Here is a 13,909-nt window from a genome sequence, read left to right as displayed (position 1 = left end):
AAGGAGCCCCGACAGTGCGGGGCTCCATGGTGATCAGGCGGTTTGCGGCGTGACCTGACGCTGACCGCGCTGGCGCAGCCAGAGCCAGAGGCCCAGTACGAAGCCGAGGCCGGCCAGACTGACCACATAGTGGGACGGGGCCAGCACGTCGCTCTTCATCCAGAGGGTGACCAGCATGGGCGTCAGGCCGCCGAAGATGGCGTAGGCCACGTTGTAGGAGAAGGACAGGCCGGAGAAGCGCACCACTGCCGGGAAGGCATTGACCATGACGTAGGGCACGGCGCCGACTATCCCCACCGCGAAGCCGGCCAGCATGTAGAGGGGCACCAGCTGCGCCATGCCGGCCGCCAGGCCGTGGTAGAAGGCGTAGGTCGATCCCGCCAGCAGCAGGGAGCCCAGCACGAAGGTGGGGCCGCTGCCGAGGGCGTCGATCAGGCGGCCGTAGAAGATGCAGCCCAGGGTGAGCGCGACTATGGCCAGGGAGTTGGCGGTCAGGGCATCGGCGGGGCTGATGCCGTGGACCTTCTGCAGATAGGTCGGGGTCATCAGGATCACCACAACGATCCCGGCGGAGAGCAGCCAGGTCAGCAGCATGGAGACGATGACGCTGCCCTTGTGCTCGCGCAGCACCGTCTTGAGCGGCAGCTCCTCGGCCAGCGACTTGTTGGCCTGCATCTCGGCAAAGACCGGGGTCTCGTGCAGCCAGCGGCGCAGGTACATGGCGACGATGCCGAACACGCCGCCGAGCACGAAGGCCAGGCGCCAGCCCCAGTCGCTCACGTCGCCCGGGCTCATGCCGCGGTTGATGGCGGTGGCCACCAGGGAGCCGAGCAGGATGCCGGCGGTCAGGCCCGCCGTGAGGGTGCCGCAGGCGACGCCGACCCGGCGGGCGGGGACGTGCTCGGCCACGAAGACCCAGGCCCCAGGTACTTCACCGCCGATGGCGGCTCCCTGCAGGATCCGCAGCAGCAGCAACAGCAGGGGGGCGGCGATGCCGAGCACGGCATAGGTGGGCAGCAGGCCGATCAGCAGGGTCGGCAGGGCCATCAGGATGATGCTGAGGGTGAACATCCGCTTGCGGCCGATGAGATCGCCGAAGTGGGCCATGATGATGCCGCCGAGCGGGCGGGCCAGGTAGCCGGCGGCGAAGATGCCGAAGGTCTGGAACTGGCGCAGCCACTCGGGAATGTCCGCCGGGAAGAAGAGCTCGCCGATGACCACGGCGAAGAAGACGAAGATGATGAAGTCGTAGAATTCGAGGGCGCCGCCGAGGGCCGCCAGGCTCAGGGTCTTGTAATCCTGTCGGTTGAGGGGGCGACCGTGGTCGTGCGATGTGCTGACTGTACTCATATCCTTATGTTTCCCATCGTTTTTTTAGTTATTCTCCCCCAGGCTCTGCGGGGATACGCTCGATCACGAGGGTATGCTTTTGTGTCCCGCGATGTAAATCGCACAATTCGCAACACTGTCTTGCAGCATCCTGGTGCAACGAGACAGGAGAGCGGCTGACGGCGAGCGGCCATTGGCCCGGGAAACACAGTGGGAGAAACCATGACCAAGACCAAAGTGCTGCTCTCCTGGAGCAGCGGCAAGGACAGCGCCTGGGCGCTGCACAGATTGCGGCAGGATCCGGCCATCGAGGTGGTGGGCCTGTTCACCACCCTCAATCAGGCATTCGAGCGGGTCGCCATGCACGGGGTGCGCAAGAGTTTGCTGGCGCGGCAGGCCCAGTGCGTGGGATTGCCGCTGATGACCATCGACCTGCCCTGGCCCTGCAGCAACGAGGAGTACGGCCGCATCATGACCGGCTTCATCGGGGAGGTGATGGCCCGGGGGATCCGCCATATGGCGTTTGGCGATCTCTTCCTCGAGGACGTGCGCGCCTACCGGGAGCGCCAGCTCGCGGGAACCGGCATCACGCCGCTGTTCCCGCTCTGGGGCAGCGACACGACCGAGCTGGCGCAGCAGATGATGGCCGCCGGGCTCAGGGCCAGGGTCTGCACCCTCGACCCCAAGACGCTGGACATGAGCCTGGGGGGACACGAGTTCGATGAGGCCCTGCTGGCCGCCCTGCCCGCCGGGGTGGACCCCTGCGGCGAAAACGGCGAGTTCCACACCCTGGCCTGGGACGGCCCCATGTTCCAGCGGCCCCTGGCCATCCGGGTGGGGGAGACTGTGCTGAGGGACGGCTTCGTCTTCACCGATCTGCTGGCGGACGAGATCGCCTGAGGCGGGCCGCCAGCGCCCAGAGAAAGGGCCGGATCCTCGGGGATCCGGCCCTGTCGTTGCCGTGTGTCAGCGGGCGGCGAAGGTGTCGCAACTGGCGGGCTTGCCGCTGTCAAAGCCGCGTTTGAACCAGGCGAGGCGCTGGGCCGAGGTGCCGTGGGTGAAGCTGTCGGGCACTACCCGGCCCTGACCCTGCTGTTGCAACCTGTCGTCGCCGATGGCCTGGGCGGCGTTGAGCGCCTCTTCCAGATCGCCGCGCTCCAGCACCTGCTCTTTTTCCATGTAGTGGCCCCAGACCCCGGCGAAGCAGTCCGCCTGCAGTTCGAGCCTGACCGACAACCGGTTCTGGGCCACCTGGCTCAGCCCCTGTTGTTGCTGGCGCACCCTGGTGGAGATGCCGAGCAGGTGCTGCACGTGGTGGCCCACCTCGTGGGCGATCACATAGCCCTGGGCGAAGTCACCGTCGGCCCTCAGCTTGTCGCGCATGTCCTGATAGAAGGAGAGATCGATGTAGACGGAGCCGTCCGCCGGACAGTAGAAGGGCCCCATCACCGACTGGCCCTGGCCGCACCCGGTGCGGGTCGCGCCGCGATAGAGCACCAGCTTGGGGGCCTGATAGTGGTTGCCGCTTTGCTGGAAGATCTCGCCCCAAGCATCCTCCGTGGAGGCGAGCATCACCGAGGTGAAGCGGGCGAGGGGGTCGCTGGCGGCCTGGGACGGGTTCTGACGCTGGGGCTGGCTCTGCGGGGCCGGCTCGTCGAGCAGGGGGCTCAGGTCAACGCCGTAGTAACCCGCGACCATGACCACGACCAGCAGGACGAGGCGCCCCTTGCCGCCGATGGGCAGGCCGCCGCCCCCGCCCTGCTGGCGCCTGTCTTCCACGTTGTTGCTCTCACGGCGATCTTGCCAGCGCATATCCCCATACTCCCGTCATCTTTGGTGGCAGTAATGATAATGGCGGGTCCCGCGCCTTGCCTAACCAGGGGCCTTATTCGGCCCAGGGCATCTCGGGCAGGCTGTCGAGAAACTCGCCGTAGCGGGCGAGGTTGAAGGGGCCCTGATCGGCCTCCATGGCCATGAGTTCGGCGCCCAGGGCGCAGGCGATGTATTGCAGCGCCTCTTCCCTCGGGGTGCCCTTCATCACCAGCCGCATCAGGGTGGCTTTCACCTGCAGGGGATGGCCGTCGGCGAGCTGGTTTTCCACCATCTCCAGCAGCGTCGCTTCATCAAAAAATTCGGTGGTGTCCGTCATGGTGGTGTCCTGTCTGTTGCATGGGGTTGTCATGGGGTGGGCAGTATAGCGGGGACGCCTGCCGTCGGGGCAGAAATGTCTGCCCGGATCTTGCCAAGATCGGGCGACGGGGGCAGTCTGGGTGACCCGTTTTTGTCAACAGAGCCTCCGTCATGATCCTCTCCGAGCGCCTGGAACTGCGCGAACTGACCACTGCCGATGCCCCCTTCATTCTCGAACTGCTCAACGACGGCGACTTCCACCGCTGGATCGGCGATCGCGGGGTGCGTACCCGGGACGATGCCGAGAACTACATCCAGCAGGGGCCGGCGGTCAGCTATGCCCGCCACGGTCACGGCCTCTATCTGGTGGCCAGGCGCAGCGACGGGGCCAGGCTCGGCATCTGCGGTCTCATCAAGCGCGACACCCTGCCGTGCGAGGACATCGGCTACGCCTTCCTGCCGGCCTGGCGCGGACAGGGCTATGCCCTGGAGGCGGCGCGGGCGGCGCTGAAGGATGGTCGCGAGCGGCTCGGCATCGAGCGGGTGGTGGCCATCGTCACCCCGGGCAACGAGCGCTCGGTCCGGCTACTGGCCAAGCTGGGGCTGAGTCAGGGCAAGCGGGTCAGGCTGGGGGAGAGCGAGGAGGAGTGCCTGCTGCTGGAGGCGCCGGATAAGGCGCCCTGCCGGGTCTAGGTCTGGGCAAGGGAGGCCGCCGTGAGCTGCGGCCTGTCTGCATCGGACACTGCCGTCAGGCAGGGTCAGTTGAGCTCTTCGATGGAGAACTCGCCGGCGATGCCATCGCAGGAGATGGCGAAGCCGCCGCTGAAGCGGGTGCTGAACTGGATCAGAAACGCATCATCGTCGTGTTCTTGCACGGGCAGGTTGATGGGCTTGCTGCGACGCAGGGGTTTGCGGATTTGTACGTGTTTCATCATGGTATTTCTCTATATAAATTAAGTGTTTGCTCCTTGTGTTGGCAAATGTCAGGTCGATGGGCGCGGTCAGCGTTCTGGCTGACGGGCGCGCAGGAATACCCAGCCCGGATAAGGGGCGTCTGCACTTTCAAGGAAGGCGCCAAGACCTATGCGACATGCATAGACCAATGGATGGGCAGATCGGGTCTGCACCGTGAGAGCCGGGCAACGCAGGCAGACAGCCTGAACGGTTCTCAAGGCGAGTAAATCAGAGGGAGCTTATGTAGGTACTGGCAGGATTCATCGTGAGGTGAAGCATTGCGAACATAATCAGGGCTGATTGACTAGCCGGCGCGCATTCTCTCTTCAAAATGCATAAAAAGCAAACACTCATTGTGCTGCCATCCGGCATTCCCTCATTTTTCACTGTCGTGGTGACGACAAAAGGGCTCCATAGGGAGCCCTTTGTGCCTTGTCTGTCAGGGGATGCGGGCGACTCAGGCGTCGCCGCAGGCCCTCTTGGCGGCGGTGATCATGGGGGTGATGGTCATGCCCTGTACCACGATGGAGAACATCACCACCGAGTAGGTCATCACCAGGATCACTTCCCGCAGGTCGACGCCGTGCTCCGGCAGCACCATGACGCCGGAGGGCAGCGCCAGGGCCATGGCCATGGCCAGGCCGCCGCGCAGGCCGCCCCAGGTCAGGATGCGCACCGAGAAGGTGTTGTAGCTGCGATAGCGGCGGAAGGCCACGTAGGGCAGGGAGACGCTGACGAAGCGGGCGGCCAGGCAGAGCGGCACCGCGATGACCAGCAGGATCCAGTCTTGCCAGGCGAGATCCAGCAGCACCAGGGCCAGGCCGATCAGCAGGAACAGCAGGGCGTTGAGGAACTGGTCCATCAACTCCCAGAAGTGATCCAGGTGGTGGCTGCTCTGCTCGGAGAAGCCGCTGTGGCGGGTCCAGTTGCCGATCATGATGCCGGTCACCACCATGGCCAGGGCGCCGGAGACGCCGATCATGTTGGCGAAGGCGAAGCCCGCGGTGGGGATGCAGAGGGTCAGCAGCAGCTCCAGGGAGCCGTCGTCGGTGGCGCTGATCATCACGTGGGCGATGAGGCCCAGCACGGCACCGAACAGGATGCCGCCGAGGGCCTCGTGCAGGAACAGGCCGGCCACGCTGGTGAAGGTGGGCTCGACACCGCCAAAGGCCACGGCAAACACGGTGGCGAAGATCACCAGGCCGACCCCGTCGTTGAACAGGGATTCCCCCTCGATCTGGATGGCGATCTGGGGCGGCGCCTTCATCTTCTTGACGATGGCCAGCACGGCGATGGGGTCGGTGGGGGAGATCAGGGCACCGAACAGCATGCAGTAGACCAGCGGCAGCTCCCAGCCCAGCAGCCTGGCGATGAACCAGAAGCCGTAGCCGATGATGAAGGTGGAGAGCAGGGTCGCCACTATGGAGAGAATGGTGATCTCCCACTTCTGGCTGCGCAACGCCTTGAGGTTGATGCCGAGGCCACCGGCGAACAGCAGGAAGCCCAGGATCCCCTTCAGCAGGAAGTTCTGGAAGTCGATGCTCTCCATGGTCTCGACGGCCAGAGGTTCCAGGTTGAACCATCCCAACTTACCAAACAGCACCATCAGAGCGGAGATCAGCATGGATCCCGCGGTGATGGCGATGGTGGTCTGGATCTTCACAACATACTGGTTGGCAAAGGCGATGAAGATCGCCAGGGCTGCCAGGAAGCAGAGTGTGTAGTAGACGCTCATAGTTATTTTTTCTCTTTAGTAAACAGCAAGCACGTATCCCTATTGAGGACGGGCATAGGGTACTCCCGGGCTAGTGCCCGCTCATTACCTATTTATGGTTATATTTAATCGCCGATACGGACAGATAGACGGCTAGATTTCCATTTAATTTGATTGCTGCTAGGATGGGCATCACGCAGTTGCATGGATGTAAGGGGTACGAGTGGTGTCGAGCAGAGAGTCGAACAAGAAAGTGGATGTCACAACCAGGCTGGAAGCCTGTCTCAGGGAGCGGATCCTGATCATCGACGGGGCCATGGGCACCATGATCCAGGGCTACAAGCTCGGCGAGTCGGACTATAGAGGCGAGCGGTTTGCGAACTGGCATACCGACATCAAGGGCAACAACGACCTGCTGGTGCTGAGCCGTCCCGCCGTCATTCGCGAGATCCACGACCAGTACTGCGCCGCCGGTGCCGACATCCTCGAGACCAACACCTTCAACGCCACCCGCATCGCCATGGCCGACTACGAGATGGAAGCGCTCTCGGCCGAGATCAACCGGGAGGCGGCCCGCCTGGCCCGCGCCGTGGCGGACGAGTGGACGGCCAAGGATCCGGCGAAACCGCGCTTTGTGGCAGGGGTGCTGGGCCCCACCAACCGCACAGCCTCCATCTCGCCGGACGTGAACGATCCGGGCAAGCGCAACGTCACCTATGACGAGCTGGTGGCCGCCTACACCGAATCGACCCATGCCCTCATTGAGGGGGGGGCCGACCTCATCCTGATCGAGACCATCTTCGATACCCTCAACGCCAAGGCGGCCGCCTTCGCGGTGGACCTGGTGTTCGAGGAGCTGGGCTACAGCCTGCCGGTGATGATCTCCGGCACCATCACGGACGCCTCCGGTCGCACCCTCTCGGGCCAGACCACGGAAGCCTTCTACCATTCCCTTCGCCACGTGAAGCCCATCTCCTTCGGCCTCAACTGTGCGCTCGGCCCGGACGAGCTGCGCCAGTACGTGGAGGAGCTCTCCCGCATCAGCGAGACCCATGTCAGCGCCCACCCCAACGCCGGCCTGCCCAATGCCTTCGGCGAGTACGATCTCGACGCGGTCGAGATGGCGGAGCATATCCGCGAGTGGGCCCAGAGCGGCTTCCTCAACCTGGTGGGGGGCTGCTGCGGTACCACCCCGACCCACATCCGCGCCATGGCGGACGCCGTCGCCGGCATCAAGCCCCGCGCCTTGCCGGATCTGCCGGTTGCCTGTCGCCTGTCGGGCCTGGAACCCCTCATCATCACCCCCGAATCCATGTTCGTGAACGTGGGGGAGCGCACCAACGTCACCGGCTCGGCCAAGTTCAAGCGCTTGATAAAAGAAGGGCTCTACGACGAGGCGCTGGACGTGGCCAAGCAGCAGGTGGAGAACGGCGCCCAGATCATCGACATCAACATGGACGAGGGGATGCTGGACGCCGAGGCGGCCATGGTGCGCTTCCTGAACCTCATCGCCGGGGAACCGGACATCGCCCGGGTGCCCGTGATGATCGACTCCTCCAAGTGGGAGGTGCTGGAGGCGGGTCTCAAGTGCGTGCAGGGCAAGCCGGTGGTCAACTCCATCTCCATGAAGGAGGGGGAGGAGAAGTTCATCGAGCAGGCGAAACTGCTGCGCCGCTACGGCGCCGCCGTCATCGTGATGGCGTTCGACGAGGTTGGCCAGGCCGACACCCGGGCCCGCAAGTTCGAGATCTGCCAGCGCGCCTACCGCATCCTGGTGGACCGCGTCGGCTTCCCGCCGGAAGACATCATCTTCGACCCCAACATCTTCGCGGTGGCGACCGGCATCGACGAGCACAACAACTACGCGGTGGACTTTATCGAGGCGGTCGGCGACATAAAACGCAACCTGCCCCACGCCATGATCTCCGGCGGCGTCTCCAACGTCTCCTTCTCCTTCCGTGGCAACGAGCCGGTGCGCGAAGCCATCCACGCCGTCTTCCTTTACCACGCCATCAGGAACGGCATGGACATGGGGATAGTCAACGCGGGCCAGCTCGCCATCTACGAGGACATCCCGGCCGAGCTGAAGGAGAAGGTCGAGGCGGTGGTGCTGAACCTCAATGACAACGCCACCGAAGAGCTGCTGGCCATCGCCGAGAAGTATCGCGGCGCGGGTGCCCAGGCCGAGGATCCGCGGGATCAGGAGTGGCGAGGCTGGCCGGTGGGCAAGCGGCTCGAACATGCGCTGGTCAAGGGGATCACCGACTTCATCGAGGAGGATACCGAGGAGGCGCGCGCCCAGGCAGAGAAGCCGCTGCACGTCATCGAGGGGCCGCTGATGGACGGCATGAACGTGGTGGGCGATCTGTTCGGTGCCGGCAAGATGTTCCTGCCCCAGGTGGTGAAGTCGGCCCGGGTCATGAAGCGGGCGGTGGCCTACCTGCAGCCCTACATAGAGGCGGAGAAGTCCGGCGGCTCCAGCAACGGCAAAATCGTGCTGGCCACCGTCAAGGGCGACGTGCACGACATTGGCAAGAACATCGTCGGCGTGGTGCTGCAGTGCAACAACTTCGAGATCGTGGATCTCGGGGTCATGGTCTCCTGCGAGACCATCCTCAAGACGGCCCGGGAAGTGGGGGCCGACATCATAGGCCTGTCGGGCCTTATCACCCCGTCGCTGGACGAGATGGTGCACGTGGCCAAGGAGATGGAGCGTCAGGGGTTCAAGCTGCCGCTGCTCATCGGCGGTGCCACCACTTCCAAGGCCCACACCGCGGTGAAGATAGAGCAGAACTACTCCGAGCCCGTGGTCTATGTCTCCAACGCCTCTCGCGCCGTGGGGGTGGCCCAGAGCCTGCTGAGCCCGGAGCTCAAGCCCGCCTTCGTCGCCCGCATCGACAAGGAGTACGAGATCGCCCGGGATCAGCACGCCCGCAAGCAGCCGCGCTCCAAGCCGGTTTCCCTGGCCCATGCCCGCGCCAACCGCCACCAGCTGGACTGGGTGGGCTATGAGCCCCCCGCGCCCCGGGAGCCCGGCGTACAGAAGTTCGAAAACGTGCCCATCTCTGTGCTGCGCCCCTACATCGACTGGACGCCGTTCTTCCTCAGCTGGGAGCTGGCGGGCAAGTTCCCCCGCATTCTGGAGGATGAAGTCGTAGGGGAGGAGGCGACGCGCCTCTACGCCGACGCCAACGCCATGCTGGATCGGCTGGAGAAGGATCGGAGCGTGCGCTGCGCCGGCATCATAGGCCTGTTCCCGGCCAACGCCGTGGGGGACAGCATCGAGGTCTACACCGATGAGTCCCGCACCCGGGTGCGCAAGGTGCTGCACCACCTGCGCCAGCAGAGCGAGAAGCAGGGCTTCCCCAACTACTGTCTGGCGGACTATGTGGCCCCGAAGGAGAGCGGCAAGCCCGACTGGATCGGCGCCTTCGCGGTGACCGGCGGCATCGGCGAGGAGGCCATCGCCAAGGCCTACAAGGCGGAGCACGACGACTACAACGCCATCCTCATCCAGGCGGTGTGCGACCGCCTGGCCGAGGCCTTTGCCGAATACCTGCACGAACAGGTGCGCAAAGTGCACTGGGGCTATGCCCCGGACGAGGCGCTCAGCAACGAGGAGCTGATCCGCGAGAACTATCGGGGCATCCGCCCGGCCCCCGGTTATCCGGCCTGCCCCGAGCACACCGAGAAGGGGAGCATCTGGGAGCTGCTGGACGTGGAGCAGGCCATCGGCATGCAGCTCACCGAGTCCTACGCCATGTGGCCGGGGGCGGCGGTGTCGGGCTGGTACTTCTCCCACCCCGAGAGCAAATACTTCGCGGTGGCGCAGATCCAGCCGGACCAGGTGGAAGACTATGCCCAGCGCAAGGGCATGACCCTGGCAGAAGCCGAGCGCTGGCTGGGGCCCAACCTGCATTGAGGCGTGGCAATCGGGTCAATCCAGATTGATCTTTGACGAACAACGGCGGCATCCTGTGCTGGGGGACAGACCAGTCTGGTGCCGCCGTGTGACATCTGGATGACAACGGGATGGCATAGCGGAGTTCTGCGTGGTTTGCCTTGTTGTCAGGATAAACAATTGGCGTTGTCTTGGCGCTGTGGCACTTTATACTCTCCCGCCCCATCCTGCCCAGGTACAGCCTTCTAGCGGAATCGCCATGAATATTGCCATCTTATCCCGCGAGCCCAACAACTACTCCACCCGCCGCCTGGTCGAGGTGGCCCGGGCCCGCGGGCACCAGGTCGAGGTGCTCGACACCCTGCGCTGCTACATGAACATCGCCTCCCACAATCCCTCTATCCACTACGAAGGACGGGAGCTGGAGAGCTATGACGCCGTGATCCCGCGCATCGGGGCCAGCATCACCTTCTACGGTACCGCCGTGCTGCGCCAGTTCGAGATGATGAACACCATGGCCCTCAACAGCTCGGTGGCCATCTCCCGCTCCCGGGACAAGCTGCGCGCCATGCAGCTGCTCTCCCGTCACGGCATAGGCCTGCCCATCACCGGCTATGCCCACAGTACCCACGACGTGCCCGACCTCATCACCATGGTGGGCGGGGCGCCCCTGGTGGTGAAGCTGCTGGAGGGGACCCAGGGGATAGGGGTGGTGCTGTGCGAGACCCAGAAGGCCGCCGAGAGCGTGATCGAGGCCTTCATCCAGACCAACAACAACATCCTGGTGCAGGAGTATATCCGCGAGGCCAACGGCGCCGACATCCGCTGCCTGGTGGTCAACGGCAAGGTGGTGGCCGCCATGCGCCGCCAGGCCCAGCCGGGGGAGTTTCGCTCCAACCTGCACCGGGGCGGCGAGGCCTCGGCCATCAAGATCACCCCGGAGGAGCGGGCGACCGCGGTGCAGGCCGCCAAGATCATGGGGCTGGACGTGGCTGGGGTGGACATACTGCGCAGCGCCCGCGGCCCCCTGGTGCTGGAGGTGAACTCCTCCCCCGGCCTGCAGGGGGTGGAGGCCGCCTCCGGCAAGGACGTGGCGGGCAAGATCATCGAGTATCTGGAGCTCAAGGCGAGTCGCAAGCACAAGCCGGCGGAATGAGTCCCAAACGAGTGTCAGACAGATAAAACAGGGCGCCCTCGGGCGCCTTGTTGCTATCTGGTTGGTGCCGCAGTGCCCTCTTTCGAAGGGAGAGAGCACTGTTCGGTGGTGCTGGGTAATCGTCGTTGGTCTGCGGTTGTCACCGCGAGCCGTGATGGTTTACCAGGGGGAGTCTCCCTTCTCCCACTCTGTTGAATCGCCGGGGAGAAGGGCCGGGTATTAGGGGGCTATGCCGCCCCGGGGTCGCTGGGGCTCATCGCCAGCCGGGCGCTGAAGACCCCATCCTCCAGCCGGGTCTCTATCTGCCAGCCCAGCTTCTCGCAGATGCGCTGGATGATGGTGAGGCCACAGCCGTAGCCCAGGATCTGATCCGGTGCGGCTGTCGTGGGGTTGCTGATGGTGAGCACCCGTTCGTGCAGCGCGATCTCGATATGGCCCTCGGCGTAGCTCAGGGCGTTTTTCAAGAGGTTGCCGAGCGCAATGGCGAGCAGGGAGAGGGGAGCCTCTACCTCGCTCTCCTCGTCCAGTTGCAGCCAAATGTCCAGCGCCTCCCGTTGCAGCAGGGGGGCGAGGCGGGTCAGCTCCTGACGAATGAGGGGGGCCACCTGCTGGGGCGTACGCTCCACGGCCTCCTTGCGCCCCAGCAGCAGGAAGGTCTCGGTGAGCAGGGCCATCTCGTCGGCGGCGGCGCGGATGCGGGCGGTGGCGCGGGCCGCCGGGGCGGGCAGGTCCGCCACCTTGCCGAGCAGGGCGGCGGAGCCCTGGATCACCATGTTGGGGGTGCGCAGCTCGTGGCTCGCGAAGCGGCTGAACTCCTGTTCGCGGGCGAACACGGCGGCCACCTCGTGCTTACCCGCCAGTAGCGCCAGCTCGATGTCGCGCAGTTCCTGCCAGGGGGCATCCGGCACGAAGTCCCCCTGATCCGGGGTGAGGTGGGCGACGCGCTGGCGCAGCCTGTCCAGGGGGCGGGTGATGTGGCGCACCAGCCAGATGCCGAAGGCGAGGCTCCCCAGCAGCAGGGCCAGGCCGATCAACCGGGTGACCAGATGCAGCTTGTCTTCGTAGGGGTCCAGATAGTCGTCGGCGTCGTCGTTGAACACCAGATAGAGCAGCCCCTGACCGGACGGATGGGGCCGCACCAGGAAGTGCTTGTCCTCCTCTCCCAGCTGGTGTTCGAAGAAGCCGGGGCTCCGGTAGGTCTTGAGCCAGGCCGGCAGGCGGCCCGCCTCGGTCCAGTAGCTGGAGAACTGGCGCGGGCTGGGGGCGGGGGCCCCAGGTCCCAGGCGCAGCCAGTCATCGCCGTAGCGGGTCGCCTCGGCCTCCAGCCAGTGGCGCAGGCTCAGCTCCTCCATCTTGTCCTCGGCCACCACCATCAGCAGGCTCAGGATCATCAGCAGCAGCAGGCCGGCCCCCCCCAGCGCCAGCACCAGGCGCCGGCGCAGGCTCGGCAGGCCCGGGGCCTGCTGGTCTGGCGGTGGCAGGGCTCTCATGGTTTCACCAGCCGGTAGCCCTGGCCGTGCAGGGTCTCCAGCATGGGGACGGGGAAAGGCTTGTCGAGGGCGTTGCGCAGGGCATAGATGTGACTGCGCAGGGCGTCGGAGTCGGGCTCCTCGTCCCCCCAGACGGTGTCGAGCACCTCCTGACGCGTCACCAGCTGGGGGGCGCGCCTCACCAGCAGGCTGAGGATCTGGAACGGGATCTTGCCGAGTTTGAGCTCCACCCCGGCGCGGGTGGCGCGACCGGCGGCGGTGTCCACCGTCAGGTCGCCGAAGCTGAGGGCGCCCATGTCACCTCGGGGGCCGCGCAGGCCCAGGGCCTGCAGCCGCACCTCCAGCTCCTCCATGGCGAAGGGCTTGACCAGGTAGTCGTCCCCTCCCGCCTTGAAGCCTGCCAGCTTGTCCTCCAGGCTGTCGCGGGCGGTGAGAAAGATCACCGGGGTCGAGATGCCGTCCGAGCGCAGCCGCTCCACGGTGCGCAGGCCGTCCAGGCGCGGCATCATGACATCCATGATGATGACGTCGAAGCGCTGCTCGGCGAGCAGTTGCAGGGCGGCCTGACCGTGATAGGCGCAATCCACCCTGTGCCCGGCCAGCGCCAGATAGTCCATGATGGTCTCCGCCACCTGGGGACTGTCTTCCACCACCAGTATTTTCATGCTTTGATCTCCTGGTTCTGGCCGGCATTTCACGGCCATTTCACACCGGATGCGTCATCCTGTGTGCCAGTGTAACCCCGAGGATCCCCGATGAAGAAGTCTCTCCGCGCCTTCTGGTTATTGATTCTATTGTCTTTTGGTCTGGCGCAGGCGGCCGAGTTCAAGCTCACGGGCCGCACCAGCTGGCAGCTTGGCCAGTTGATGGTCAACGGCATTCCCTTCGTGATCGACGAGCGCACCCGCTTCAAGGACGGGCTGGATGAGGACGATCTCGGCGGGACCTGGGTCGATCTGGAAGGGGTGGTGCAGGAGACGGCGCAGGGGGCGCGGCGGCTCGTTCGCGAGGTGGAGCCGCTGGAAGAGGAGGACGAGATGGAGCTGGAGGGACCGGTGGAGGGGGGGCGCATCTGGGGCTATGTCACCTCGGATGGGAGTCTGGATCCGTTCGAAGGGCGCTGGCTGGAGCTGGAGTGCAGGTTTGACGGCATGCGCCTGAGCCAGTGCCGGGAGGATGACTGAGCCGGTCGCGGGAGACCGGAAAAATTGCCCGTCCAAGCCCATAGTTAAACC

General features: G+C 65.1%; 12 protein-coding genes. 5 read left to right on the top strand and 7 right to left on the bottom strand.

From position 1 onward, the window contains the following. Window positions 1-33: 33 nt before the first annotated feature. Window positions 34-1,350 carry an MFS transporter gene (locus R2B70_RS18310; protein WP_318162177.1) on the bottom strand — a complete coding sequence of 439 codons (1,317 nt, stop codon included), beginning with the start codon at window positions 1,348-1,350 and terminating at the stop codon, window positions 34-36. A gap of 201 nt (window positions 1,351-1,551) precedes the next feature. Here R2B70_RS18310 and R2B70_RS18305 point away from each other — a divergent pair, with 201 nt between their 5' ends. Then, window positions 1,552-2,229, top strand: a complete 678-nt coding sequence (locus R2B70_RS18305; protein WP_128271402.1) for an adenine nucleotide alpha hydrolase — start codon at window positions 1,552-1,554, stop codon at window positions 2,227-2,229. Window positions 2,230-2,295: 66 nt separating this feature from the next. Here the strand turns inward: R2B70_RS18305 and R2B70_RS18300 are convergent, their stop codons facing one another. Beyond that, entirely contained in the window at window positions 2,296-3,141 is an 846-nt protein-coding gene (locus tag R2B70_RS18300; protein ID WP_128271401.1) for a neutral zinc metallopeptidase, read from the bottom strand. A gap of 73 nt (window positions 3,142-3,214) precedes the next feature. Further along, window positions 3,215-3,478: a hypothetical protein gene (locus tag R2B70_RS18295; protein WP_042077947.1), complete on the bottom strand. Its 264-nt coding sequence runs from the start codon at window positions 3,476-3,478 to the stop codon at window positions 3,215-3,217. Window positions 3,479-3,630: 152 nt separating this feature from the next. On the opposite strand from R2B70_RS18295, the gene R2B70_RS18290 reads away from it, so the two are divergent. Next, window positions 3,631-4,152: a GNAT family N-acetyltransferase gene (locus tag R2B70_RS18290; protein ID WP_209793766.1), complete on the top strand. Its 522-nt coding sequence runs from the start codon at window positions 3,631-3,633 to the stop codon at window positions 4,150-4,152. Window positions 4,153-4,217: 65 nt separating this feature from the next. On the opposite strand, the gene R2B70_RS18285 is transcribed toward R2B70_RS18290, so the two are convergent. After that, on the bottom strand, window positions 4,218-4,394 hold the full coding sequence (locus R2B70_RS18285; RefSeq protein ID WP_010672653.1) for a hypothetical protein: 177 nt from the start codon (window positions 4,392-4,394) through the stop codon (window positions 4,218-4,220). 476 nt (window positions 4,395-4,870) lie between these two features. Then, a complete protein-coding gene (locus R2B70_RS18280; protein ID WP_042077943.1) occupies window positions 4,871-6,148 on the bottom strand; it encodes a cation:proton antiporter in 1,278 nt (425 codons plus the stop codon). A gap of 205 nt (window positions 6,149-6,353) precedes the next feature. On the opposite strand from R2B70_RS18280, the gene metH reads away from it, so the two are divergent. Both metH and rimK read left to right on the top strand, forming a co-directional pair. Beyond that, entirely contained in the window at window positions 6,354-10,049 is a 3,696-nt protein-coding gene (metH, locus tag R2B70_RS18275; protein WP_318162176.1) for a methionine synthase, read from the top strand. A 238-nt stretch (window positions 10,050-10,287) separates the two neighbouring features. Further along, window positions 10,288-11,184 (top strand): 30S ribosomal protein S6--L-glutamate ligase, encoded by an 897-nt coding sequence (rimK, locus tag R2B70_RS18270; protein ID WP_042077940.1) that lies wholly within the window; start codon window positions 10,288-10,290, stop codon window positions 11,182-11,184. Window positions 11,185-11,411: 227 nt separating this feature from the next. Here rimK and R2B70_RS18265 read toward each other — a convergent pair whose 3' ends face one another. After that, entirely contained in the window at window positions 11,412-12,674 is a 1,263-nt protein-coding gene (locus tag R2B70_RS18265) for a HAMP domain-containing sensor histidine kinase (RefSeq protein WP_318162175.1), read from the bottom strand. After that, the gene (locus tag R2B70_RS18260; RefSeq protein WP_318162174.1) at window positions 12,671-13,339 is read right to left on the bottom strand and encodes a response regulator transcription factor; all 669 of its coding nucleotides are present in this window, start codon (window positions 13,337-13,339) and stop codon (window positions 12,671-12,673) included. The genes R2B70_RS18265 and R2B70_RS18260 overlap by 4 nt, the downstream gene beginning before the upstream one ends. 90 nt (window positions 13,340-13,429) lie before the next feature. Here R2B70_RS18260 and R2B70_RS18255 point away from each other — a divergent pair, with 90 nt between their 5' ends. Then, window positions 13,430-13,858, top strand: a complete 429-nt coding sequence (locus R2B70_RS18255) for a hypothetical protein (RefSeq protein WP_318162173.1) — start codon at window positions 13,430-13,432, stop codon at window positions 13,856-13,858. Window positions 13,859-13,909 lie beyond the last annotated feature (51 nt).

It is taken from the genome of Aeromonas sp. XH (genome assembly GCF_033348475.1).
GTDB classification, from domain to species: domain Bacteria; phylum Pseudomonadota; class Gammaproteobacteria; order Enterobacterales; family Aeromonadaceae; genus Aeromonas; species Aeromonas sanarellii.
Note: the sequence above shows the minus strand (reverse complement) of the source record. Positions and strands in the feature narration are given on the sequence as shown.